Origin of the sequence: Enterobacter sp. 120016 (genome assembly GCF_018383635.1) — a bacterium.
GTDB lineage: Bacteria > Pseudomonadota > Gammaproteobacteria > Enterobacterales > Enterobacteriaceae > Enterobacter > Enterobacter asburiae_D.
In genome coordinates this window covers 24,070-48,156 of sequence record NZ_JAHAWC010000021.1, presented here as the reverse complement: position 1 = coordinate 48,156, position 24,087 = coordinate 24,070, and the positions used below count along the sequence as shown (strand labels likewise).

The 24,087-nt window shown below is 54.5% G+C and carries 25 protein-coding genes; 14 read left to right on the top strand and 11 right to left on the bottom strand.

The window, feature by feature from the left end; all coding sequences use genetic code 11:
* Positions 1–2 precede the first annotated feature (2 nt).
* From KIF87_RS20875 to KIF87_RS20865, 3 genes are read right to left on the bottom strand one after another with little or no spacing between them, the layout of a single operon-like run.
* Positions 3–521, bottom strand: coding sequence for a 2-oxo-tetronate isomerase (locus tag KIF87_RS20875; RefSeq protein ID WP_213330511.1), 519 nt, complete (start codon positions 519–521; stop codon positions 3–5).
* An 11-nt stretch (positions 522–532) separates the two neighbouring features.
* Positions 533–979 (bottom strand): DUF421 domain-containing protein, encoded by a 447-nt coding sequence (locus KIF87_RS20870; protein ID WP_213330510.1) that lies wholly within the window; start codon positions 977–979, stop codon positions 533–535.
* A 9-nt stretch (positions 980–988) separates the two neighbouring features.
* Positions 989–1,492 (bottom strand): hypothetical protein, encoded by a 504-nt coding sequence (locus tag KIF87_RS20865; protein WP_213330509.1) that lies wholly within the window; start codon positions 1,490–1,492, stop codon positions 989–991.
* Positions 1,493–1,630: 138 nt separating this feature from the next.
* Here KIF87_RS20865 and KIF87_RS20860 point away from each other — a divergent pair, with 138 nt between their 5' ends.
* From KIF87_RS20860 to KIF87_RS20845, 4 genes are all read left to right on the top strand, one after another.
* Positions 1,631–2,020, top strand: a complete 390-nt coding sequence (locus KIF87_RS20860; RefSeq protein WP_063142825.1) for a YdeI family stress tolerance OB fold protein — start codon at positions 1,631–1,633, stop codon at positions 2,018–2,020.
* Between the two features lie 64 nt (positions 2,021–2,084).
* On the top strand, positions 2,085–2,969 hold the full coding sequence (locus KIF87_RS20855; protein ID WP_193939659.1) for an SDR family oxidoreductase: 885 nt from the start codon (positions 2,085–2,087) through the stop codon (positions 2,967–2,969).
* A gap of 182 nt (positions 2,970–3,151) precedes the next feature.
* On the top strand, positions 3,152–4,075 hold the full coding sequence (locus KIF87_RS20850) for a LysR substrate-binding domain-containing protein (RefSeq protein WP_023335657.1): 924 nt from the start codon (positions 3,152–3,154) through the stop codon (positions 4,073–4,075).
* A gap of 258 nt (positions 4,076–4,333) precedes the next feature.
* Positions 4,334–6,715, top strand: a complete 2,382-nt coding sequence (locus KIF87_RS20845; RefSeq protein WP_213330507.1) for a glucose/quinate/shikimate family membrane-bound PQQ-dependent dehydrogenase — start codon at positions 4,334–4,336, stop codon at positions 6,713–6,715.
* A 118-nt stretch (positions 6,716–6,833) separates the two neighbouring features.
* Here the strand turns inward: KIF87_RS20845 and KIF87_RS20840 are convergent, their stop codons facing one another.
* The 3 genes from KIF87_RS20840 to KIF87_RS20830 all read right to left on the bottom strand — a co-directional run bounded on the left by KIF87_RS20840 (position 6,834) and on the right by KIF87_RS20830 (position 10,111).
* Positions 6,834–8,525 carry a methyl-accepting chemotaxis protein gene (locus KIF87_RS20840; RefSeq protein ID WP_213330505.1) on the bottom strand — a complete coding sequence of 564 codons (1,692 nt, stop codon included), beginning with the start codon at positions 8,523–8,525 and terminating at the stop codon, positions 6,834–6,836.
* A 160-nt stretch (positions 8,526–8,685) separates the two neighbouring features.
* Positions 8,686–9,804 (bottom strand): S-(hydroxymethyl)glutathione dehydrogenase/class III alcohol dehydrogenase, encoded by a 1,119-nt coding sequence (locus tag KIF87_RS20835; RefSeq protein WP_032657150.1) that lies wholly within the window; start codon positions 9,802–9,804, stop codon positions 8,686–8,688.
* A 31-nt stretch (positions 9,805–9,835) separates the two neighbouring features.
* Positions 9,836–10,111 carry a metal/formaldehyde-sensitive transcriptional repressor gene (locus tag KIF87_RS20830; protein WP_003857256.1) on the bottom strand — a complete coding sequence of 92 codons (276 nt, stop codon included), beginning with the start codon at positions 10,109–10,111 and terminating at the stop codon, positions 9,836–9,838.
* 202 nt (positions 10,112–10,313) lie between these two features.
* Here KIF87_RS20830 and KIF87_RS20825 point away from each other — a divergent pair, with 202 nt between their 5' ends.
* Together KIF87_RS20825 and KIF87_RS20820 are read left to right on the top strand one after the other, a co-directional pair.
* Entirely contained in the window at positions 10,314–11,180 is an 867-nt protein-coding gene (locus KIF87_RS20825) for an AraC family transcriptional regulator (protein WP_213330503.1), read from the top strand.
* Between the two features lie 223 nt (positions 11,181–11,403).
* Positions 11,404–11,994: a LysE family translocator gene (locus tag KIF87_RS20820; protein WP_213330501.1), complete on the top strand. Its 591-nt coding sequence runs from the start codon at positions 11,404–11,406 to the stop codon at positions 11,992–11,994.
* A 5-nt stretch (positions 11,995–11,999) separates the two neighbouring features.
* Here KIF87_RS20820 and KIF87_RS20815 read toward each other — a convergent pair whose 3' ends face one another.
* Complete coding sequence (locus KIF87_RS20815; protein WP_213330499.1) at positions 12,000–12,893, bottom strand: LysR family transcriptional regulator; 894 nt, start codon at positions 12,891–12,893, stop codon at positions 12,000–12,002.
* A 215-nt stretch (positions 12,894–13,108) separates the two neighbouring features.
* Here KIF87_RS20815 and KIF87_RS20810 point away from each other — a divergent pair, with 215 nt between their 5' ends.
* Genes KIF87_RS20810 through KIF87_RS20790 form a run of 5 tightly spaced genes read left to right on the top strand, consistent with a single transcriptional unit; the run spans position 13,109 to position 16,152 of the window.
* Entirely contained in the window at positions 13,109–13,915 is an 807-nt protein-coding gene (locus KIF87_RS20810) for a MipA/OmpV family protein (protein ID WP_213330497.1), read from the top strand.
* Positions 13,916–13,925: 10 nt separating this feature from the next.
* Positions 13,926–15,041 carry a serine hydrolase domain-containing protein gene (locus KIF87_RS20805; protein WP_213330495.1) on the top strand — a complete coding sequence of 372 codons (1,116 nt, stop codon included), beginning with the start codon at positions 13,926–13,928 and terminating at the stop codon, positions 15,039–15,041.
* Entirely contained in the window at positions 15,028–15,375 is a 348-nt protein-coding gene (locus tag KIF87_RS20800; RefSeq protein ID WP_213330493.1) for a hypothetical protein, read from the top strand. Before KIF87_RS20805 ends, KIF87_RS20800 begins: the two co-directional genes overlap by 14 nt.
* Before the next feature lie 25 nt (positions 15,376–15,400).
* The gene (locus KIF87_RS20795; protein WP_213330491.1) at positions 15,401–15,934 is read left to right on the top strand and encodes a DUF2975 domain-containing protein; all 534 of its coding nucleotides are present in this window, start codon (positions 15,401–15,403) and stop codon (positions 15,932–15,934) included.
* A gap of 2 nt (positions 15,935–15,936) precedes the next feature.
* Positions 15,937–16,152 carry a helix-turn-helix domain-containing protein gene (locus KIF87_RS20790; protein ID WP_024908393.1) on the top strand — a complete coding sequence of 72 codons (216 nt, stop codon included), beginning with the start codon at positions 15,937–15,939 and terminating at the stop codon, positions 16,150–16,152.
* On the opposite strand, the gene KIF87_RS20785 is transcribed toward KIF87_RS20790, so the two are convergent.
* On the bottom strand, positions 16,107–17,069 hold the full coding sequence (locus tag KIF87_RS20785) for a LysR family transcriptional regulator (RefSeq protein WP_213330489.1): 963 nt from the start codon (positions 17,067–17,069) through the stop codon (positions 16,107–16,109). The two genes, KIF87_RS20790 and KIF87_RS20785, sit on opposite strands and share 46 nt — an antisense overlap.
* 90 nt (positions 17,070–17,159) lie before the next feature.
* On the opposite strand from KIF87_RS20785, the gene KIF87_RS20780 reads away from it, so the two are divergent.
* Both KIF87_RS20780 and KIF87_RS20775 read left to right on the top strand, forming a co-directional pair.
* Entirely contained in the window at positions 17,160–17,636 is a 477-nt protein-coding gene (locus tag KIF87_RS20780) for a GNAT family N-acetyltransferase (protein WP_213330487.1), read from the top strand.
* A gap of 133 nt (positions 17,637–17,769) precedes the next feature.
* Positions 17,770–18,042, top strand: a complete 273-nt coding sequence (locus KIF87_RS20775) for an ElaB/YgaM/YqjD family protein (protein ID WP_032657256.1) — start codon at positions 17,770–17,772, stop codon at positions 18,040–18,042.
* A gap of 29 nt (positions 18,043–18,071) precedes the next feature.
* Here the strand turns inward: KIF87_RS20775 and KIF87_RS20770 are convergent, their stop codons facing one another.
* Entirely contained in the window at positions 18,072–19,535 is a 1,464-nt protein-coding gene (locus KIF87_RS20770; protein WP_213330485.1) for an EAL domain-containing protein, read from the bottom strand.
* Positions 19,536–19,811: 276 nt separating this feature from the next.
* Between KIF87_RS20770 and KIF87_RS20765 the strand changes: the two genes are divergently transcribed.
* On the top strand, positions 19,812–20,696 hold the full coding sequence (locus KIF87_RS20765) for a helix-turn-helix domain-containing protein (protein WP_213330483.1): 885 nt from the start codon (positions 19,812–19,814) through the stop codon (positions 20,694–20,696).
* Positions 20,697–20,731: 35 nt separating this feature from the next.
* Here KIF87_RS20765 and KIF87_RS20760 read toward each other — a convergent pair whose 3' ends face one another.
* Positions 20,732–21,907: an HlyD family type I secretion periplasmic adaptor subunit gene (locus tag KIF87_RS20760; RefSeq protein WP_213330482.1), complete on the bottom strand. Its 1,176-nt coding sequence runs from the start codon at positions 21,905–21,907 to the stop codon at positions 20,732–20,734.
* Entirely contained in the window at positions 21,904–24,084 is a 2,181-nt protein-coding gene (locus KIF87_RS20755; RefSeq protein ID WP_213330480.1) for a type I secretion system permease/ATPase, read from the bottom strand. The genes KIF87_RS20760 and KIF87_RS20755 overlap by 4 nt, the downstream gene beginning before the upstream one ends.
* Positions 24,085–24,087: the final 3 nt, after the last annotated feature.

The window sequence follows — 24,087 nt, the reverse complement described above, 5'->3', positions numbered from 1 at the left end:
GTTTAACCGTTATTCCCGTCCGACAATGCTGCCAGCAGCTCCTCCAGCGAGAAATGCACCGCTTTTTCCACCACATCCTGACAGTCACCGGAGAAAAGCACGGTGCGGGTTTGCGTCTCGCCGTGTATATTCCACGCAAAGCAGACCGTCCCCGCCGCCGTGCCGTCGTCGCCTCCTTCCGGGCCCGCGTAGCCGCTGATGGCGATGCTGATATCCGCCTGGGCGATGTCGCGGATACTGGCGGCCATCTCGGTAACCGTCTGTTCGCTGACGGCGGTATACCGTGCAAGCGTTTCAGGGCGCACGCCGAGGATCCGCGTTTTGGCTTCGTCGCTGAACACGACCAGGCCGACATCATAAAATTCGGCGGTGTTTTCCTCTGCGCAAAGCGCCACCGAGAGCTTGCCGCCCGTGCAGGATTCCGCGGTGGTTAAGCGAAGCCCGAGATCGGTTAATTTGCTCGCCATTTTTTTGGTCAGTTCACCCACGGTATTATTGCTGTCGTGAAAAAGATTGCTCATCTTGCCGCCTCTTATTTCTCGAAAGGAATGATTGAAATATGTCCATTGCGCTCAAGTATGGCATATTTAATGTCGCTTATTTGTGTAATACCATTATTCTGCCGGGCTGACACCAGAATATCATCGCAGGAGACATCGACTTTTTTCAGCTTATCGGCTAACGGCATGCCGTTCTCGACAAGAATCACGGGCGTGCCATCCAGAATATTCTCTACCGGGGAAAAATACTTCTTCATCAGCCCGAATATAATATCAACCACCACCAGCGTGGTAATGGTAATCATCGCGCCGGTGACGGAAAAATCTTGTCCAAGGAGAGCCTGCTGTGTGGCTTCACTAATTATCAGGAGCAGAATGAGATCGAAGCTGGTCATCTGCAGCAGCGCGCGACGCCCGGCCACCTTAAATACCACCATGAGGAACAGATAAATAGCCAGCGCGCGAAAGACCATATCCATATCTGCCTCCTAGGGGTAAATTAATTGCCAGAGGTTAATCTCCGGCTCGCTGTTGATGCGGATGACGGTGTTCCATTTACCGGCTCTGGACGGTGTCGTGAAAAGTAACACAGAGAAGCTGTCTGACTTTTTCAGATTGTTATAGACAAAAAAGAGGGTCTTCCCGCGGCTGAACATGATGTCCGGCTGCGGCCAGACGCTGCCGGGCTCATAAACATCGCTGCTCTCGCTGGTTATGCTGAGGGTATACCTCCCCTCGGTGCTTACCGGAAACGCGAACTGCATCCGCGTCTCTGTTTCCCGTCGTCCAAAGCGTTCATAGTTTATGGTCAGTGATTTAGCGGCATTCGTTTTGACCGTGTCGCTGACCATTCCGCTGGAAAACAGACCGGCAATGGCCGCGACGATAATAGCCAAAAGAACAATAAAACCCACCTGACGAAACGCGTATTCAAACGTCAGCAAACGGTAACGCTCATCTATCCCGGGTAACTTTTCTTTTTCACGCTTCATGGCCGTCGTCACCGTTTCGCTTATTATCCGATAATTTTGATTTCTAACGCGAATGTTTTTAGGACTTATCACATTTGCCACATAAAGGAATAGCAACAATACTTAATAAGTCAAGACACCCAAAATGAAGGATATCGGATGAAATTATCACTTATTTCCGCTTTATTGATATTTCTGGTTCCGGCCGCATGGGCAGATAATAACGGGGGTTTACAAAAAGGCGAAGCGCCACCTCCACCGCACGCGCTTGATAGCGGGTATCGCGGAACCGACGACGCGCGTATTATGACCATCGATCAGGCAAAACAAATGCACGATGGCGCGACAATTTCATTACGCGGTAATCTTATTGACGGCAGCGGCGATAAGTTTGTATTTCAGGATAAAACCGGAAAAATCGACGTTATTATTCCCCAGGCAGTTTTCGACGGCAGAACGGTAAAACCCGACCAGATGATCAGCATCAACGGTTCGCTTGATAAAAAATCATCTCCTGCCGTCGTCCGTGTCGATCGTTTGCAGAAATAATTCAGCGAAGCGTTAACGCTGCAGTTATCCATCAAATCTCACCCCTTGGCTTAAGGAGTCAGCTATGAGTGATACAAAACAACGTACGAACGCTTACCCGCAGCCCCCGTTCCCGGAACAGCCGCAAACGCCGCCGGGACTGGCATCAGAAATGCAGCCTGTACCCGACCACGGGGAAACAAGCTACAAAGGACATGGCCGCCTCGCCGGCAAAAAAGCGCTGATTACCGGGGGTGACTCCGGTATTGGTCGCGCGGTCGCTATCGCCTATGCGCGTGAAGGCGCTGACGTTGCCATCAACTATCTGCCTGAAGAAGAAAAAGATGCCTCTGAGGTCATCGAGCTGATCGAAGCCGAAGGCCGCAAGGCCATCGCGCTGCCGGGGGACGTCCGGGACGAAACGTTCTGTCAGAATCTGGTCGAAGAAGCCGTATCGAAGCTGGGCGGGCTGGATATTCTGGTCAACAACGCGGGGCGTCAGCAGTTCCGTGAATCGCTTGAAGAACTGACCACCGAGGATTTTGACGCGACGTTTAAAACCAACGTCTACGCCCCTTTCTGGATCACCAAGGCGGCCCTGCGCCACCTGAAAGCCTCGTCCGTTATCATTAATACCTCCTCCGTTCAGGCGGTGAAGCCCAGCCCCGTTTTGCTGGACTATGCCCAAACGAAAGCCTGTCTGGCGGTGTTTACTAAATCCTTAGCCAAACAGCTGGGTCCGAAAGGGATCCGCGTCAACGCGGTTGCCCCTGGCCCTTACTGGACGGTACTGCAGTCGAGCGGCGGACAGCCGATGGAAAAAGTGAAGGAGTTCGGTGGCGACACGCCGCTGGGACGTCCCGGCCAGCCCGTCGAGATTGCGCCGCTGTACGTCACGCTGGCCTCGGATGAATGTTCCTTTACGTCCGGCCAGGTGTGGTGCTCTGACGGCGGTGACGGCGTGATCTAATCCAGTTAGCGATCCCCCTTCCGCAATGAGCAATAAATGAACAAGGACGTTCGCTTTTATTCCCCTGCCAAAAAACATGTTGTAACTCAAACAGATCAAATGTTAAAAATATTTTGCTATCAGGTTATCAAAATTAAACAACTTAACTTGTCACCCGCATCGCTCTGTTTTTAACATCGCCTATGGAAAAAAATGGTCTGTTCAGTCAGCGCATACGCTTGCGCCATTTGCATACATTTGTGGCCGTCGCTCAACAGGGAACGCTGGGGCGTGCGGCTGAAACCCTTAACCTGAGCCAGCCTGCGCTCTCGAAAACCCTCAACGAGCTGGAACAGCTGACCGGTGCCCGTCTTTTTGACCGCGGGCGGCTGGGGGCGCAGCTTACCATCGTGGGCGAACAGTTCCTCACGCACGCCGTTAAAGTGCTGGATGCGCTCAATACCGCAGGCCAGTCCCTGCATCGAAAAGAAGAACAATCCAGTGAGGTGGTGCGCGTGGGTGCTTTGCCGACCGCAGCGCTGGGCATTCTTCCGCCGGTTATCGGCCAGTTCCACAAGCAGCAGCGGCATACCACTATTCAGGTTGCCACCATGAATAACACCATGCTGCTCGCGGGGTTGAAATCAGGCGAACTGGATATCGGTATCGGTCGAATGTCCGACCCTGAACTGATGGGCGGTCTCAATTACGAACTGCTGTTCCTGGAGTCCCTGAAGCTGGTGGTTCGTCCCAATCACCCCCTGCTGCAGGACACGGTGACGCTTAGCCGCGTGATGGAGTGGCCGGTTGTGGTGTGCCCGAAAGGGACCGTGCCACGCCAGACCGCTGAAACGTTGCTGCAAATGCAGGGGTGTACGCTGCCTTCAGGATGTATCGAAACGCTGTCGGCCTCGCTTTCACGCCAGCTCACCCTGGATTATGACTACGTCTGGTTCGTCCCCTCCGGCGCGGTAAAAGATGATTTACGCCAGGGAACGCTGATCGCCCTGCCGATTACCTCTCCGGGAGCCGGGGAACCCATCGGCATTTTGACCCGGGTGGATACCCCACTTTCTACTGGCGCACAGACGCTGCTGAGCGCTATCCGCAAATCAATGCCGGTATAAAACCTTTTTCACCCCTCACCTTAACCCTCTCCCCTTAGGGGCGAGGGGACTAGCCCGTGCGTTAATCAAATAATGCGGAATAATCCATTAACAATTGCGTAAAACAATTTAACAGTTTTATCATAACGGTGAATTCACCAAATGGTTCGCAAATCATTTTATAAAACCGAATTCACACGTATTAATCATTATTCTCCCCGCCATTATTACCCAACTGGTACACACCCGACACGGCGGGGGAATCGAAAGGAGAAAGACATGGCATTTGGCAGCGCGCCGCGCGGGATACCTCGTATTCTGCAGTGGCTTCTTGCCGGACTGATGATGCTCATCGGTCTGGCGGTCGGCGGGTTGGGCTTTAAGCTCGCCACCGTAGGCGGAAGTGGATACTTCCTGATAATGGGCGTGGTCATGGTGATTGCCGCGATCCTGATTTTCCTCAATCGCACCAGCGGGATCGTGCTTTACAGCATCGCGTTTATTGCCTCGCTGTTCTGGGCGGTAAGCGATGCGGGCTGGGATTTCTGGCCGCTCTTCTCTCGCCTGTTTACCTTTGCCGTACTGGCCTTCCTCTGCGCCATCGTCTGGCCTTTCCTGCGTGCTGCGAACCGCAGCGCCGCGAACAAGGCGCCCGCTTTTGGCGTCGCGGCCGTGCTCGCGGTGGCCATGCTGGTCAGCCTGGGCTGGATGTTTAAGCCACAAACCCTCGTCGCCGCGAACGAGCCCGTTCCGGTTAAACCCGTCGCACCCGGCGAGCAGCAAAAGAACTGGGAGCACTGGGGCAATACCACCCACGGCGATCGTTTCGCCGCGCTGGACCAGATTAACAAGCAAAACGTCAGCGATCTGAAGGTCGCCTGGGTTGCGCACACCGGCGATATTCCGCAGAGCAACGGCTCCGGCGCGGAAGATCAAAATACTCCCTTACAGGTTGGCGACACGCTGTATGTCTGTACCCCATACAGTAAGGTGCTGGCGCTGGACGTGGATTCGGGTAAAGAAAAATGGCGTTATGATTCTAAAGCCACGGCCCCTAACTGGCAGCGCTGCCGTGGTCTGGGTTATTTTGAAGAACGCTCCAGCGTGACAACGTCACAGGCAGAGACACCGCCTGCGGCATGCCCTCGCCGCCTGTTCCTGCCGACCACCGACGCCCGCCTGATTGCCATCAACGCGGATAATGGCAAGGTCTGCGAAGACTTCGGCGACCATGGCACCGTGGATCTGAGCGTCGGCATGGGCGAAATTAAGCCCGGCTATTATCAGCAGACCTCCACGCCGCTGGTCGCCGGCAATGTCGTTGTCGTCGGCGGTCGCGTCGCGGATAACTTCTCCACCGGCGAACCGCCGGGCGTGGTGCGCGCCTACGACGTTCACACCGGTAAGCTGGCGTGGGCGTGGGATCCGGGTAATCCGAATCTGACCGGCCTGCCGCCGGAAGGCCAGACCTACACGCGCGGCACGCCGAACGTCTGGTCAGCGATGTCTTACGACGCTAAGCTGAACCTGATCTACCTGCCAACCGGCAACGCCACCCCGGATTTCTGGGCGGGCGAACGTACCGCGCTCGACGATAAATACAGCTCCTCCATCGTCGCCGTGGACGCGACCACCGGTCAGGTGCGCTGGCATTTCCAGACGACCCACCACGACCTGTGGGATTTCGACCTGCCTTCCCAGCCGCTGCTGTACGATCTGCCCGACGGTAAAGGCGGCACCACGCCTGTGCTGGTGCAGACCAGCAAGCAGGGCATGATCTTCATGCTTAACCGCGAAACCGGCAAGCCGGTGGCGAAGGTTGAAGAACGTCCTGTTCCGGCGGGTAACGTTGAAGGTGAACGCTACTCTCCGACCCAGCCGTACTCCGTAGGCATGCCGATGATTGGCAACCAGACGCTGACCGAATCCGACATGTGGGGGGCGACGCCTGTTGACCTGCTGTTGTGCCGTATTCAGTTTAAAGAGATGCGTCATCAGGGCGTCTTCACCCCGCCGGGTCTCGACCGCTCCCTGCAGTTCCCTGGCTCTCTCGGCGGGATGAACTGGGGCAGCGTCTCCGTTGACCCGAACAACAGCCTGATGTTCGTCAACGATATGCGCCTGGGCCTGGCAAACTACATGGTGCCGCGCGCTAACGTGGCGAAAAACGCCAGCGGCATCGAGATGGGTATCGTACCGATGGACGGCACGCCGTTCGGCGCGATGCGCGAACGCTTCCTGTCGCCGCTGGGCATTCCGTGCCAGAAGCCGCCGTTCGGCACCATGTCGGCCGTTGACCTGAAAACCGGCAAGCTGGTGTGGCAGGTCCCTGTTGGCACGGTGGAAGATACCGGCCCGTTGGGCATTCGTATGCACATGCCAATCCCAATCGGCATGCCGACGCTGGGCGCATCGCTCTCTACCCAGTCCGGCCTGCTGTTCTTCGCCGGCACGCAGGATTTCTACCTGCGCGCGTTTGATACCGCCACCGGGAAAGAGATCTGGAAAGACCGTCTGCCTGTCGGCAGCCAGTCCGGCCCGATGACCTACGTGTCGCCGAAAACCGGTAAACAGTACATCATCATCAACGCCGGGGGCGCTCGCCAGTCGCCGGATCGCGGTGATTACGTTATCGCGTACGCGTTACCCGATAAGAAATAAGATGTGAAAAAGGGACCGAAAGGTCCCTTTTTTTTGCCAGGTGGCGCTTCGCTTACGAGGGCCTACAAATACAAGTAGGTCGGGTAAGGCGAAGCCGCCACCCGACAAAACACGCCACTCAGAACGTCTCCCAGTTATCCCCGGAAACCGTTGCCGCCGGGCGCAGCGGTGCGTTCTTCGCCACTGGCGCAGACACCACCGCCCGGCCCGACTTTGCACCGCTCAGACGAAACGCCCCGACCGCCTCAGTCAGGCGTGCGCCCTGTTCTTCCAGAGACGCCGCCGCCGCGGAGGCCTCTTCCACCAGCGAGGCGTTCTGCTGGGTCACCTTATCCATCTCGGAAATCGCCTGGCTCACCTGGACAATACCGCGACTCTGTTCGTCGGACGCAGCGGCAATCTCCAGCATGATGTCGGTCACGCGCTTAACCGCGTCGACGATTTCATTCATGGTGTTACCGGCGGCGACAACCTCACCGGAGCCCTGATCAATCAGCGAAACCGATTCGTTGATCAGGCTTTCGATCTCTTTTGCGGCATTCGCACTGCGGCTTGCCAGGGTTCGGACTTCGCTCGCCACCACGGCAAACCCGCGCCCCTGTTCACCCGCGCGCGCCGCTTCTACCGCCGCGTTAAGCGCCAGGATATTGGTCTGGAACGCAATGCTGTTAATCACGGCGGTAATCTCAGAGATCTTCTTCGAACTGGTGGAGATATTGCCCATGGTTTTGACCACGCCGGAGACCATCTGTCCCCCACGACTGGCTTTGCCGGAGGCATCTTCCGCCAGCTTGCTGGCATGATGGGCGTTATCGGCGTTCTGTTTCACCGTCGCGGTCAGCTGTTCCATGCTCGCAGCGGTCTGCTCGATGGCCGCGGCCTGCTGCTCGGTGCGCGAAGAGAGATCGGTGTTACCGGCGGAAATCTCGCTGGTGCCGCGGTAGATCTCCTCCGCCCCCTGACGTACGGTGCCCACGGTGTTTTCCAGCGAGTGCTGCATGGTTTGCAGATCGCGCGTCAGGCGGCCAATTTCGCTGCGCCCGGCCACATCGTCCGGCATCGTCAGATCGCCTTTGGCGATATTCTCGATACGTTTCGCTGCACGCTGCAAAGGATTGATTACCGTACGGCGCAGCACAACAAAGGTCATCGCCGTCAGCACCAGCGCCAGCGCAAACGCGCCCACCATAAACATCAGGCCCAGCTGCGTGCGGCTGTGCGCCTGCGCCGTCAGCGTATTCGCACGGTCGGTGCGGATCTTGATCGCCTTCAGCAGCACGGCGTTGTATGCGTCATCCAGCGGGCGCGCCGTTTCGTTTTCGTGGTTGATAATCGCTTCGAACATGCCGTTTTTGGCGAATTTCACCATCGGCTGCATGCCCGCGATATAGGCGTCGTATCGCGCCTTGAGATCTTCATCCAGCGCTGCGCCCTCAGCGGTGCGCACGGCACGATTCATATAGGCGGTAAAGCTCTCCTGGGACTGCTTAATGCGCGTTTCCGCCTCGCTGATGTTCTGCTTCATCGCATCCATCTCCGCGATACGGCTTGCCGCACCGGCGTGGATCAGGTTGATACGCGCGGTTCGCAGATGGTTTGAGCTGTTCGACAGCCCCATACGCACCTGAATTTCGGATGTGACATCCTGCTGATCGCGATCGGCCTGCAGCAGGAAATACCCCGCCAGACCCGAGCTCAAGGCAAACAGAAGAATAATGCCACCGAGAATGGAGGAAAACAGCGGAACCAGCCTGATGTGATGCAAGAAGCTCAGCTTGCGCTGCGCCTGCATCGAAGTAGTGTTGTCCATGACCGTCGACTCTCTTATAGGTAAGATGCGTAAAAACATGCGTGTTAAATAGTCATCGGCACGGTGGGGATTTAGATTACGGCTAAAAACGCCGCACTGGTCACACTTTAGAGAAGATTATTAAAGAAACGCCAGCGGTGAAAAACCGCTGGCAGAAGAGTTACTTGTCGCCGAAATGAATGACGGTGCGGATGGATTTTCCTTCATGCATCAGATCGAAAGCCTCGTTGATCTGCTCCAGCGGCAAACGGTGGGTGATGAACGGGTCGAGCTGGATCTTGCCGACCATGGCATCTTCAACCATGCCCGGAAGCTGGGTACGGCCCTTCACGCCGCCAAAGGCGGAACCGCGCCACACGCGCCCGGTCACCAGCTGGAATGGACGGGTTTTAATCTCCTGACCCGCACCGGCCACGCCAATAATTATGCTCTCGCCCCAGCCTTTGTGGCAGCACTCCAGCGCGGAACGCATCACGTTCACGTTGCCGATACATTCGAAGCTGAAGTCAACGCCGCCGTCGGTCAGCTCTACGATGACGTCCTGAATCGGTTTTTCGTGATCTTTCGGGTTAACGAAGTCGGTCGCGCCCATTTCACCCGCCAGCTTGAATTTCTCCGGGTTGGTGTCGACTGCGATGATACGACCGGCCTTCGCCTGCACCGCGCCCTGAATCACCGCCAGACCAATGCCGCCGAGACCGAACACCGCAACGGTATCGCCCTCTTTGACTTTTGCCGTGTTATGCACCGCGCCAATACCGGTGGTCACGCCGCATCCCAGCAGGCAGACTTTATCCAGCGGCGCCTGCGGGTTTACCTTCGCCAGCGATATCTCCGCGCAAACGGTGTATTCGCTGAAGGTGCTGGTGCCCATATAATGATAAACAGGCTCGCCGTTATACGAGAAACGAGTAGTACCGTCCGGCATCAGCCCTTTCCCCTGAGTCGCGCGAACCGCCTGACAGAGGTTGGTTTTACCGGATTTACAGAACTTACACTCGCCGCATTCCGCCGTGTACAGCGGGATCACGTGATCGCCCGGCTTCAGGCTGGTCACGCCCTCGCCCACCTCCACCACAATCCCGCCGCCTTCATGGCCGAGTACCGCCGGGAAGACGCCTTCAGGATCGTCCCCCGACAGCGTAAACGCATCGGTATGGCACACGCCGGTATGGGTGATTTTGATCAGCACTTCGCCTTTCTTCGGCGGTGCCACGTCGATTTCAACGATTTTGAGCGGCTGGCCGGGACCAAATGCAACTGCAGCGCGAGATTTCATCATGTCTTCCCTTTTTGTCAGGTGTGTGGGTTTATTTTAGATAAGAGCGCAGCAAATGGCCGACTTCTGCCATGCGTACGGCTCGCTGATCCGGCGTGGTTTCCCCCGTTACCAGCTCGTCTTTGAGGTGAATTTCAACCATTTCGCCCATCAGGCCATTGGCAGCCCCGCGCACGGCGGCGATTTGCTGCAGGATGGCCAGACAGGGGTCGCCCGACTCCAGCGCGCGTTCAAGGGCATCAACCTGGCCCCGAATGCGACGGACGCGAGTAAGAATACGTTTTTTATCTTCGGGTGAATGCGGCATACGCCCTCCGTTAAGATACTATAGGGGGGTATGGTATTTAACTTTCCTGAAGATGTAAACCTTCTATTTGAACAGTATATTTGACGACAGGGCGATTGCTGCCGTACAACGTTATGCCGCCAGTATAACCTCTCCATAATCAGCAAGATCGGTCAGGATTCTGGCCGTTCGGTGAGGCAAAGTGGGTCATCAGGGGGATGCAATGAACGATGCAATCAAAACGGCCTACCGCGAGCGCTTCACGATGGTGTGCGACTATATCGCCAACCATCTCGATGAACCGCTCACGCTGGAGAAGCTCAGCGCGTTAGCCTGCTGCTCGCCTTATCATTTTCACCGGCAGTTTCTGGCGTTTAGCGGCCAGCCTTTATATCGCTATATCCAGTGGCTGCGTCTGCGTCATGCTTCCTGGCGACTGGCGTTTAATCCTCAGGATAAGGTGATTGATATTGCGCTCGATGCCGGGTTCCAGAGCCCTGAATCGTTCAGTCGCGCCTTCAGAAACGCGTTTGGAAAAAGCCCGCGTCAGTTTCGGCAGCAGCCGGACTGGCTGAACTGGCACCAGCGCGTACCGAAAATGACCTTTCAGGAGCAAAAAACGATGGAAATTAAGATTGTCGATTTCCCACAGACCCAAGTGGCAATGCTGCAGCACCGTGGCAACCCGGATCGGGTTAATGACAGCGCGGCGAAATTTATTGCCTGGCGTAAAAGCACGGGCCTATCGCCAGTACACGAAAGCAGCACGTTTGGTATTGCCTGGGATGACCCGGCAACCACGCCCGCAGACGCCTTTCGTTTCGATATCTGCGGCAGCATCGCTGAAGCGATACCAGAAAATGAATTTGGGGTTTCCAGTGGCGAAATCGACGGCGGACGTTACGCCGTATGCCGTCACACGGGTTCTCTGGATACTATTTCCGCCACGGTGTGGGCGATGTTTCGCGACTGGCTACCGGCCAGCGGCGAAACGCTGCGCGATGCCCCGGTATTTTTCCACTACCTCAACTTCATTCACGAGGTGCCGGAACATGCGCTGCAAACGGATATCTACCTGCCGTTAAATTGACTCTCCCTTATTGACCGCCATTTCTGCCGGGTGGCACTGCGCTTACCCGGCCTACAGTCTCCTGCCAGCCTGCGCGATCGGTGTGAAAAATCAAACACACCTTTAGATAAAGGCCACTTACTCTGACGTACGTTCCCAGATAGTATTCCGAAACATGACGAGTAAAGTCGCGATTTAATAATACAGCTCCTCTAATGCAGATAAGCCAACCCACGGAGATAAAATGCTGTTCATTTTCACAATGTTTATATTTTCACTGACGCTTTCATTTTCTCCCGGCCCCGTTAATATGGTGATTATCTCGTCAGGGGCCGTTCACGGTTTTAGAAAGACTTTCTCATTTGTCTCCGGAGCAACGATAGGGTTTACTTTATTGCTTATCTTTATTTGTTTCGGTTTTTACGCTGCAATCGAAAAATACCCTGTGTTTTTCCGGTATCTTAATATTGCAGGTTCTTTATTTATTATGTATCTGGGCTATAAGATAGCGTCGTCCCGGCCCGATATGTTATTAACTAAAACGGATGCACCCGGTTTTGTTCAGGGTTTTGTCATGCAGTGGATCAACCCAAAAGCATGGACCGCGTGCGCCTCAGGGGCAGCGATGTTTTCCGAACCCTCAAACCCTGCGGCAGCATTCATCTTTATAGCGGTCTATTTTTTAGTCTGTTACCTGTCGCTTTCTGCATGGGCATTGATGGGAGAAAAGGTGTCGACGCTGCTCAGAAGCACACAGCAGATCCGTACCTTTAACGTGTTGATGGGCGGACTGCTGCTTATTACGGCGTGTTACATGCTCTCTTTAGCATTTTAAAACCTTTATAACGTGTGAAACTCTATCGCGTTATAAATATCATTAATCAATTTGTAGGCAATACTGCTGGTCGACATATTAGAAGGCCAGACGGCATAAACTTTCAGCGGTTCTAATGACCAGTCGGGGAGTATTTCCTGCATTTCTCCACGCTTAACGTCCTCTTCGCTTAAATAGCGAGGAGGTGCGGCGAGTCCAATTTGTTGCCTGGCAAGGGCATAAGCGGCTTCGACATTATCTACATACACCCCAGGCGTATACGTTACGACAGCCACCTCCCCAGATGTATGCCGGAATTCCCGGTTATTCTGCCTCATACTGAGTCCAATCCACGGCAGTTTCGCCAGGTCATCAGGATGCGTAATCGCCGGGTAATGGCTTAGCAAACCACGGGAAGCAACTACCTGGCGCGGCAGCACGAAAAGATGGCGCGCTTTAAGTGAACTGTCCGGAAGTTCGCCGATTCGAAATGCAACATCAATACCGTCGGCAATAATATCTCTGCGCGTATCACTGTAAGAGATATTCAGCAAAATGCCCGGATGACGTTTTATAAAATCGGCCAGATGGCGGGTAAACGCACTCTTCAGAAAAACGGCAGGAAGTGAAACAGTAAGCTTATTCGCCGTTGATATCGAACGCTGCTTAAATTCAATGACCCCCTGTTCATACAGCGCCAGCATCGATTTGGCCGTTTCCAGCAAATTTGCGCCATCGTGGGTCAGAGAGAGTTTACGGGTGTTTCTGTAGAGCAACGCGCAGCCAAGATTTTTTTCCAGCTTTGATAAATGCGTGCTTGCCGTAGCGGTTGTAAGCCCTAACGCTTCTGCCCCACCTGAAATGGATCCTGCCTCAGCAATCTTTGCAAACACTATCAGATAACGGATGTCATCAATCATTTATCGTCCTGTTGCGACGGCGTTCCTGCGAACTTCTCATTCAATCATAGAGTTACGATATCGTACTTTCCTCCCCGGCCGCATCTCTTTTTATCGTGAGTACGTTAGCATACCTACCAATTTTAGTGTAAAACAATAAATGTTTATTGTTTTACGATAAACACCAGGCTAGCCTGCACGCACTTCACCTTACCCTTTGCCAGGAGAGGCATTGAATGAAAAGAAGTCTGCTGTATGGCGTTTCGCTCGCGGGGATCGTGCTTTGCGCCCCCTTACACGGTGCGGAGCTGTCCGGCTACGCGGGTCTGGGCGTTGCGGTCAGTCCCGTTTATTCGGGATCGCGGCATTACGCGCCCGGACCGCTGCTGAAGGGCGGCCTGAGTCTGAAGAGTAAAGACTGGGGGCAATGGGATCTCTCCACGGAGGGGCTGGCATGGACACTTCACCCCGACGCCCCGTTTGCCCTGAGCCTGCTGCTGGCCTCTGATGAGGGTAGAAAAGAGACAGTTAACTACCCCTTCTCCACTCGAAAAAACCGTGACCTCCAGGGAATGGGCGATATGTCCGACATGCTGATGGCGGGCGCGGAAATGCGTTATCAACGCGAGGACTGGACGATATGGCTGCGCGCGTTAAGCGCAACGCAAAAACACCGGTACGGTGGCGAGACGCAGCAGCTGGCGAGGACCGTGAACAGCGGCGTAAAGTCCACCCTCTGGCGCGGGCGGGACGTCGAATTTTCGGTCGCAGGTGACATCACCTGGGCGAACAGCGGCTATCAGCAGCGCCATTATGGCGTCACCGCGAGCCAGTCTCAGCGCACCGGGTTTGATGCCTATTCACCATCATCGGGTTTACAGGAAGCTGGTGTCGATAGCGAACTGGTCTGGCACATCAGTGAAAATCTGACGGCTGGGGTGACCGGTCGCGCAGCCTACCTGCTTGATGAAGCGGGTAAAAGCCCGCTGGTTAACAGCCGCATGCAGTACACCTTGTCATCAATGATCCAGTACGAGTTCTGAGGCACAGACCATGAATAAACAGTATTTATACAGCCGCAGGCGACTGTTAGCCGCAGGGGTTGTTTTTGTGTCGCTGATTGCCGCAGGCATCTACCTGCAGCCGGGCGTCAGCACGCCGTCCCCGCGCCAGACGGGTGATGCAACCATCGTCTCGTTCCTGACGCCACTCCTCAGCGGCGCGCGTGGCAGCGTTGCCGTCGCACTTATCACGCCAAAAGGCGTGCAGTACGCCCTGTGGGGCAGCGATTTTACAAAACAGTATGAAATCGCCAGCCTGACCAAAACCATGACCAGCAGCCTGCTGATTGAGGCGCAGCGACGCGGCGAAGCGGCGCCACAAACCCGCGTCGGTGAACTTATTCCGGAGATCGCAGGCCCGGCGAGCGATATTACTCTGGCGCAGCTGGCTTCGCATCGCTCCGGCCTTCCGCAGCTGGCGACGTCGTTACCCGAGAAAGTTCAGGTGATTAAGACCATCATCCTGCGTGACAATTTCTGGAACTTCGATGAGGAGACATTAATAGACATGGTGAATAAAGCCAGCGTCGAGCGCCCGGCCGGATTTGACTATTCCAACACCGGCTACGCGCTGCTGGGACTGGCGCTGGCGCGTGCATCGCATCAATCTTTTGCTGACCTCCTGCAAACGCGAATATTCGCTCAGGCGCACATGACAGGCTCCGTCGTCGCCAGTGATACGGCGCCCGCCTCTTCCACGTTCAGCCAGGGTCGGTCCGCTTCCGGCCTGAGCGAAGCGCCGTGGATAATGCACGCATTTGCCCCTGCCGGAGGCGTACGTTCAACCATTGTCGACATGGCCCATTACGCTCAGTCGCTGCTGGCAGGCCAGCTCGCATGGAGCGACGCAATGACGCCGCAGTTTGCGACTGACGATCCCGATTCACGCGTGGGCTATGGCTGGTTCACCACGCGCATTCAGGGGCGCGATATCACATGGCATGATGGTGAATCGTCGGGATTCGCGTCCGCAATTGCCTTCGACCGAGAGCGTAAAAGCGCCGTGGTGATCCTGTCCGACACCGCGTGGCCGGTGGTTGTCCCGGCCATACGGCTGCTATTAACCCAGCCATCTCATACGGCAGAGGCGCATCATGAACTGGATTGATATTCTCTGGGCGATACTGACCTTCGTCTCGGCCCTGCTGTTTGCGTACAGAACCTGGGCCGCGCAGTATAAACTTCGGCTGGTGAACACAGTGCTGACCGTGGGAATAATTCTGTATAGCATGGAGATGATGCAAACTATCACCCATCTGAATACTCCAGGTTACTTTTTCAGAATGCTCACCTGGGTGATTCAGGCATCTTATCTTGCCTTTAGCGTGTATCACGTGTGGCCAAAACCCTGGATGAAACACGGAGCTAACTGTCTGAACGGCGGCAAGATTGCCATCGCGCTGATGCTTATGTCATGCTTGAGCATGCTGGTCTTAAAATAATATGAAATATTCAGGAAGGTTCGACGTGAATGGTGCGAGGGATAAACTCAGTCTGGTGCTCATCGCAGGGGTGCTGCCGCTCTTTCTCATCCTGGTATTAGTCACCCCTCTGTGGATCTATTTCACCGGCGAGTCGTTTTTTATTTCCACTCTGCTAAAGCTCGCTGAGGTTCAGAATGACGATCTGGCGGTTTCGACGGTTTCGCCGCTCCGCCAGATCCTCCTGCTGGCGATCCTTTATCTCCCGGCGGGGCTGTTTGCCTTTGCTGTCTGGCAGGGAATGAGCGTCACGCGACAGGTTCGTCAAAAACAGATCCTCTCCCGGGCCCTGGCAAACAGCGTTCGCAAGATTGCCATCGCGATGCTAAGCCTTGGGATCGCACTGCCGGTCTGCCGCTTTTTGATCCCGCTGACGATCGCGTGGCCGGGACATTACTATCAGGTCACCCTTTTGCTTGGGGATTTTGTTCTGTTATTAACAGGCGGTTTGCTGCTGGTAACGTTTCACTCCCTGGTCGAAGGCATCAAAGCGGAAGAAGAAAATAAGGAGTTCATCTAATTATGGCTGTCGTGGTTCATCTGGACAAAATGCTGGTAGAGAAGAAAATGACGTCCAGAGCACTGGCAGCCTTTGTGGGGATCACTGAGCAAAACCTGTCGCTGCTCAAGTCCGGCAAGGTGAAAGGGATACGTTTTGATACGCTGGCGAAAATTTGCGAGGCTCTGCAGTGTCAACCCGGCGACATCCTCTCCTGGGAGCCGGACAGCCCGGAATGACGCGCCTGCGCCAGCGTTTGCAGCTGCTCCTTAAGCCAGCGGGTCGCGCCCCGCTGGCCGCTGCGTTTATGCGAGTAAATTTTCACTTCAAACGTGCGTATCGAAAACGGTAAAGGAAAAATCCTCAGGTACGCCGCCGCCGTCAGCTTCTCAGCGGCAAAACGGGGGATCGCCATCAGCAGGTCGCTTTCCGCAACGATAAACGGCGCGCTGAGCATCGACGGCGTTTTGATCGCGATTTGTCGGGTATAGCCCAGCTGTTCGAGCCGCACGTCCAGAACGCCCTGCTTCTCATTCCATGGCGTCACCACCAGGTGTCGGGCTGCGAAATAATCCTCCAGCGTCAGACGCGTCCGGCGCGCGCTGCTGATAACCACATACTCATCTTCAAACCAGCCGATCTCTTCCAGTTCCGGGTGCCGAATATCATCCTGAGTGCTGAACCCCAGCGCGAGATCCACTTCGCCCGCCAGCAGTTCCGTCAGCGCCGGGCTGTGCGGCAGATAGCGCAATTCGAAACGCAAACCCGGGGCAGCAAGCTGCAGCTTGTGCATCAGCGCGGGGAAAATGCACAGCGCGGTAAAGTCCGTAATCCCAATTTGTAAGCTTTCGGTACTGCTGGCCGGGTCAAACTCCGGCTGCGGGGTCAGCTCATGATTCAGGAACGACAGTGCGGAGGCGATGGAAGGCGCAAGCTGAGAGGCATACACGCTGGGGGACATGCGATGCCCTTCCCGAAAAAATAGCGGGTCATTAAGGGTGATGCGCAAACGCGACAACGCATGGCTCAGTGCCGATGTGCTCATCGACAGCTCATCAGCGGCAAGCCGAACGGAACGGTGGCGGTAAATCGCGTCGAAAACGGGCAGCAGGTTTAAATCAAGGCGTCTCAGCACCGGATGCATAATATTCATCATTTGTTGATTTCATTGCACTTAATTCTTCGGACAATACTCCGTATGCTTAACGCCATCAATCGAAACACAGGCTAAAAAACAGGAAAAACAATGAGCATCACCATTCGTCAGGCACGTCCCGAAGATGCGGCGGCAATTTACGCCATGATCTACGAGCTCGCGGTGTATGAAAAAGCGCCGGAAGAAGTGGTTACCACGCCGGAGGAGATCCGGGAAACGCTCTTTGGGACCGGCAGTCAAACCGAAGCGTTGATCGCGGAGTGTGAAGGTAAGATCGCCGGCTATGCCGTGTTCTTCACCAGCTATTCTACCTGGCTAGGACGCAACGGTATTTACATGGAAGACCTGTACATTTCCCCGGACTATCGCGGTAAAGGTGCGGGAAGAGCGCTGCTGAAACATATCGCGCAGCTCGCGGTAAAACGGCAGTGCGGCCGCCTTGAATGGAGCGTGCTGGACTGGAACCAGCCCGCGATTGATTTTTACCTGAGCATAGGCGCGCTGCCGCAGTCCGAATGGGTTCGCTATCGTCTTGATGGCGACGCGCTGCTGAGTTTTGCCGAATAACAACGTCTCTCTGTGCGAGCCCTCGCACAGAGATATATCCGAAAACAGCCCTGCCAGGTGCCGAAATTAACCTTTCGTCTCCCACATCCGCAAAGAGCGGCTATCCTTTAAATATCAACAAAAGGAGGCGAAAATGTCCGATCTCGGTACTGATAAAAACACCCAGTTTGCAGAAGACAAAGCAAAAAATAAATTTGATGAACTTGCAGGTTCAGCGCAGCAGCAGTTTGGTGAATTCGTAGATTCACCTAAGCATCAGGTCAAAGGTGCGGCTAAAAAATATGCCGCGCAGGCCAGCGATGCCGTTTCCGACGTCACTGAAGCTGTCAGAAATAACCCCCTCACCGGCCTCGTCGCAGCGGGTGCGGTCGGTATTGTTCTCGGCCTGTTGCTGGGTCGAAAATAATAAAAGGCCCTTCGGGGCTTTATTTTTTCTTAGCTAAACAACCTCACCATGCGGTCTAACTCTTCCTCTTTCACGGCGCGCGATAAATAATACCCCTGAAAGTTTTTCACGCCCAGCGCGACTAATTTCTCAAACTTTTCTTCACTATCCACCCCCTCCGCAATACAGTCCGTTCCGGTCATGTCGCTATAAAACTGTATCGCTTTAATCAGGTTATAGTCATTGTCGTTTGCCACAAAATGCTCAACGATGTCCCGATCCAGCTTGAGTCCATCAAAATGCACCTGCCGCACCGGGAACATGGTTTGATGATTAGAGAAACAGTCATCCAGAAACAATCGACACCCAGTATTACGTAAATGCCGCATGGTTTCAGGGATCCTTTTGTCCTTCGTCACGTCAATATCTTCTGCAAATTCAAAGACCAGCTTTTCGGCCCATTGCGGTTTGAGCAGCATGTCGATCGCCTTCCTTGCCATATCAGGCAATGCGTTCCCTGAAGCCAGGCGAGGTGGAATATTTACTGAAAAATAGTATTTGCCATTATACTTATTGATCCCCGACACGGCAGCATGGATAACTAACGCGGTTATTTTTAACCATACCTCATGATTTGAGATATCCGTGAGAAAGCTGGCTGGCTTGACAATTTTACCGTTTTTATTCCAGCGGATCAGTATTTCAAAACCTACTCCTTTTTTGTCACGATCGGTAATTATTTGATAGGCAGGGAAGATCTCTCTTTTAAGTAGCGCATTAAATATTTCCGTTTCCTTATCCGTGAATTCTCTTTTTTGACGCTGATGTTTAATCCCCCCCTCCGCTTTAAAATTGTGCGGGTCGTGTAACCATCGCTTAATTAAGCGTAATTTCAGCACACCTTCCTTACGGTGGGTATAAACCGTTTTATTAGAAAGCCCCATTTCGTCGCACATTTCCTTTACGGACATGCCGCGGTAGAAATTTAATAAAACGTCAATCTCTCTTTTTGTTAGCCATTTTACGTTTTCTTGCGAAGCATTATCCCTGCTGCGATCGCGTAATAAGTACGAACGATCCTTAAAAACGTTATGTTGCGTATGAGAACAGGTTATGACATCTGAAACGCGGGCAATACGAATCAATGATAATTGATAGCTGTTATTTAAAAGACTGCCCAGGGTGCGATACAGCCAGCCATCCGGTATGTCACCATACAGGGTGACGCGTCGAATAACGGGAAGCGTATTGAGTACGGATGCCAGCCGCTTCAGGCTCTCCAGGAGATTGACGATACCTTTTCCGAGAAACGCTACAATATGAGCATTCTGATTTATAAGGATATTTTCCATATCCTGTTGGGATACCTCATCACCGTCAAAGTGAATATGCGAAGCCTGTATACCGTACTGGTTAAGGAGCAGACGATATCCCTGGAACGTAAAACCGCAGGCTGAGATGACATATTTTTGTTCATCGCACGCCCCATTTCTCATAGAAATTTTGTGGGTCATAACCTGCTCCTGGGCACTGAAGCACCATTTCCATTTGTGAATGCGTAAAATTTAACGCACCTGTTATAAACATTAATTTTACAGTACAGCCTCAGGCTAAGAAACATTTATCAGCCGAACTCACAGGAACATCTTTGCGTTAATCACTACGGCTTAAATATACTTTTCTTTGCAAATAACACCGGCAAACATCTCATTCTCAGGGTATAATGTGAATTCCGAAAAAGAAGACTAAACGCTTCATCTATCGGCTCATTTAAATACGAGAAAAATGCTATGGATAATCACGTCTCATCCAGGGCCTTGCTACATCGAAGGGATGTTATAAAGAACAATCCGCGATTCGGTGAGGCAATATTAGAGCACTACACAATTAATGATACCATCTACAAAAAACAACCTCTTTTCTACAAAACAATGCTGCAGGAATCACGGTTTAACATTATTCTCTCCATGTGTTGTTTTATTTTTGGAAATCAGGCGGAGTCAGTTTCAGAGATAAAAGAGTTATGTTCTCGCTATAAGATAGCCAGCCCCAACAGCGTTATTGCGATCATTACGATACTGAGAACCACCGGGCGCATCAGGACCTGGCGCTGCACGGAAGACCGACGCAAAACGAGAATCGCGCCAACCGAAAAAGGTTTGAATGAACTTAAACGCTATATGTCCGGCGCATTTTTGCCCGTCAGCATTCTGTACCCCGCATTTAATATTAATGTTAACCTGCTGGATAATGATGTTTTGAGAAACAACTTCTTCCGCCGTGCGGCAGAATATCTTTTTCGGGGATTAACGTTCAGAAAGGTTTTACCGGAAGTGGGGTTATTTATTGATAAGGATGGCGGTCGCATGATTATGCTTTATATTTATCTGCAGGCCATGAAAAACAAATCTGCTCACGGTGCGGTTATTGACTATTCAGCCAGTTCGCTCGCTAAAGAATTTTTTGTTTCACGCATCCACGTCAACCGAATTATCAAATCGGCACAGGAGGCGGGTTATCTTAAAGATCGTGGTGATGGTCGGATGTCGATATACCCGGCGTTTATCGAACTTGTCGAAAATTATGCCGGGTTATATTTTGCCTATGTTACGCATTACATCAACGTTGTGCCCAAAGAGCGACGCCACGCTCACAGCGTGACGTCAACCGTATAATCCAGCAGGCGTTCGGTGTCCCGAACGCCATTCAACTATCGTTCCCGCAGCGCCTCTTTTGCCTTGTTCAGCGGCTTCAACAGATAATCCAGAATGGTTTTGCTGCCGGTTTTAATATCAACGGTAGCAATCATGCCCGGAAAGACCGGAAATTCCTGACCTTGCTTATTGGTCAGATGGTTACTGTCGGTACGAATATAGACGCGATAGTAGTACACATCCCTTTTCACCTCATCCTGCAGGGTGTCCGGCGAAATCATGGTCACTTCCCCTTCCAGCCCGCCGTAAATGGAGTAGTCATAGGCCGTAATTTTCACCAGCGCTTTCTGGCCGGGATGAATAAACGCCACATCGCGCGGCGAGATTTTCGCTTCGACCACCATCTGATCGTCAAGCGGGACCAGGCTCATCAGCTTGCCGTTCGGAGGGATAACGCCTCCCACGGTCGTGACGTCAATATCCTTGACGATCCCGCGAACCGGGGCATTGAAGGTCAGCCGGGTCAGGGAGTCCGCACGCCCTTTCATCACCGAACGCTGGGCTTCAATCTCCGCATTGGCTTTCGCCAGCTCTTCACGGGCGCGAACGTAATATTGGTTTTTCATCTCGGTAATTTTGTTCTCAAGCTCATTTTTTTGACGCTCAAGACGTAACACCTCAACCTTGCTGGCCGCCCCCTGGGTCACCAGCGGACGGGTCAACGACAGCTCGCGCTGCACCAGCTCGGCGCCCTGACGCAGCCCGGCCAGCCCTTTTTCGAGGCTCTCACGACGGGACTGGTAGAGCGCCGTTTCCTGTTTAACCAGCTCAACGTCGTCATCCAGCTCTTCCGGGAACGCAAGCTCCGTGTCGTTCACCTCGGCCTTCAGGCGCGCCGCCGTTGCCAGCGCCGCATTCAGACGAGACTCGCTCTCCAGCACGCTCGACTCGGTTTTTGTTCGGTCTAGCTGCGCGAGCTGTTGGCCGCGTTCCACAATGTCACCTTCACGCACCATCAGGCTGTGGATAATGCCGCCTTCCAGGGACTGAATGACCTGCTCATGAGAAGACGGTATGACCTTGCCGCTGCCGGTCGTCACTTCATCAAGATGGAACAGGCTTGCCCATGCGATAAACACCGCCAGCAGGGTAAACAGCGACCATGCCACCAGTGACGAGCGCGGCAGGCGTGGCTCCTTCAGTCGGCTATTGAAACGGGAGAAATCATTCATGCCGCGCCCTCCTCGGCAACCGCCGCTGGCTTCATGGTCACGGTACGCTGCGCGGCTTTCTGCGGCGCCATACCGTGCTGATTCAGGATCGCATCGCGCGGGCCGTCCATCACCACCGTGCCGTTTTCCAGCACAATGATGCGGTCGACCAAATCCAGAATCGGCAAGCGATGCGTCGCCACCACCAGCGTCCGGCGTTTCCCCAGCCATTTGTGGAGATGCTGTATAAACTGCTTCTCGCTCATTTCGTCCAGCCAGGCGGTAGGCTCGTCCAGCAGCAGGATATTCGGGGAGGTGATCAGCGCGCGCGCCAGCAGCAGCGCCTGACGCTGACCGCCGGAGAGGCCAGCCCCGCCTTCGTTGATGATGTAGTTCAGCCCCATTTTCTGCTTGCGCACAAACTCCAGCGCGCCGCTGTTGACCAGCGCCTGATGAATCTCGTCGTCGGTGGCTAACGGGTTCCCCATCAGGATGTTGTCCCGCACGGAGCCAAAGAACAGCCGGGCCTGCTGGCTAAGCAGCTGCATGTCGCGGCGCACGTCGGCCGGGTCCAGATGATTGAGGGCAATATCGTCGAGCAGGATGCTGCCCTGCTGCGGCTCCTGCATGCCCGCCAGAAGCTGTAGCAGCGTGCTTTTACCGGAACCATTACGCCCGAGAACCGCCACGCGCTCTCCGGCGCGGATCTGCAGCTTGCTGATGTTGAGCACGGTGAGTTTCTCTTCCTCGTCGTAATAAAACCCGACGTCCTCAAGGCTATAGTCGCCGCGCAGGTGGGCTTTGTGCACCTTCTTGCCGTGCTGCGGATCGTCAATCGGACGCTGCATCAGGTCGTCCAGCCCCTTGCGGGCCACTTTTGCCGACTGCCAGCGCGAGAGCACGCCTGAGATCTGCGACAGCGGCGCGATAGTGCGCGATGCCAGAATCGAGGTTCCCACCAGCGCACCGGTGGTCATGTCGCCGCTGATAACCAGGTAGCAGCCCACCAGCAGCACCACCGCATAGACGATGGACTGCACCTCCTGCGTCCAGGTGAGCAGCAGGCCCGTCAGCCAGCGCTGCTTCATGCCGACGCTGGCGGCGACGTCGTTGGTGTTATTCCACTGGTTCTGGAAACGCTGTTCGGCGCGCATCAGCTTGATGTCTTCAATGCCCTGCACCGCTTCCACCAGCGTGGCGTTACGGATGGCGGATTCACGCATCCCTTCGCTGGAGAGTTTCCCCAGCGGGCGCTGCACCAGCAGGCCGGGGATGAGCAGCAGCGGCACGGCGAGCAGGACCACCAGTACCAGCGGGCCGCCAATCATCCACAGAATAAAGACGAACAGCAGGAAGAACGGCAGATCGGAGATGGCCGCAATGGTGGTTGAGGTGATCAGCTCCCGCACCGACTCCAGCTCGCGGATCTGCGCGATAAAGGATCCGGTTGATTTGGATCGCGCGCCGTTTTTAATCCGCAGCGCGTGGGCAAAAACGCGTTCAGAGATACGCAGGTCGGCGCGCTTCCCCACCACGTCAGAAATATGCACGCGCAGCATGCGCATGATGAATTCGAACACGATGGCAATCATCACGCCGCCAAACAGCACCCACAGCGTGGCTTCCGACTGCGACGGCACCACCCTGTCATAGACCTGCATGGAGAAGACCATGCCGGAAAGCGCCAGCACGTTGGCCACCAGCGCCACCAGCATAATGTCGCTGTAGCGTCGCCAGTCTTTCAGCGCCAGCTGCCAGAACCAGTTTTTCTCATAGGGTTTGATGTAATCGTCCACGCGGGCATCCGGCGTGGATTCGAGCGGGCGCAACACCATCAGCCCTTTTAACCGCGCCCCGAGTTCATCACGCGTCAGGGTCGTCTCCAGCCCCGCGTCGCCGCTAAACTGCAGGCTGACGTTGCCTTCGCTGTCCATGCGGTTAATGACCGCGATTTGTCCGCCGGTGAATTCCGCCAGCAGCGGCAGGCGCCACGGATCGAGGGATACCGCTTCAGCCGCCACCATACGCATCCCCAGCCCAAGCTGGCGCGCCATCTCCTCCAGTACCAGCTGGCGTGGAGACTGGCTTTCATGGTTAATCGTGACCCGAACGTGCTCCGCTGAGAAATCCAGCCGGTAGTGTTTCGCGATGATAAGCATGCCCTGCAGCCAGGGTTCGTACTGTGGATGTGTCTTCATAAT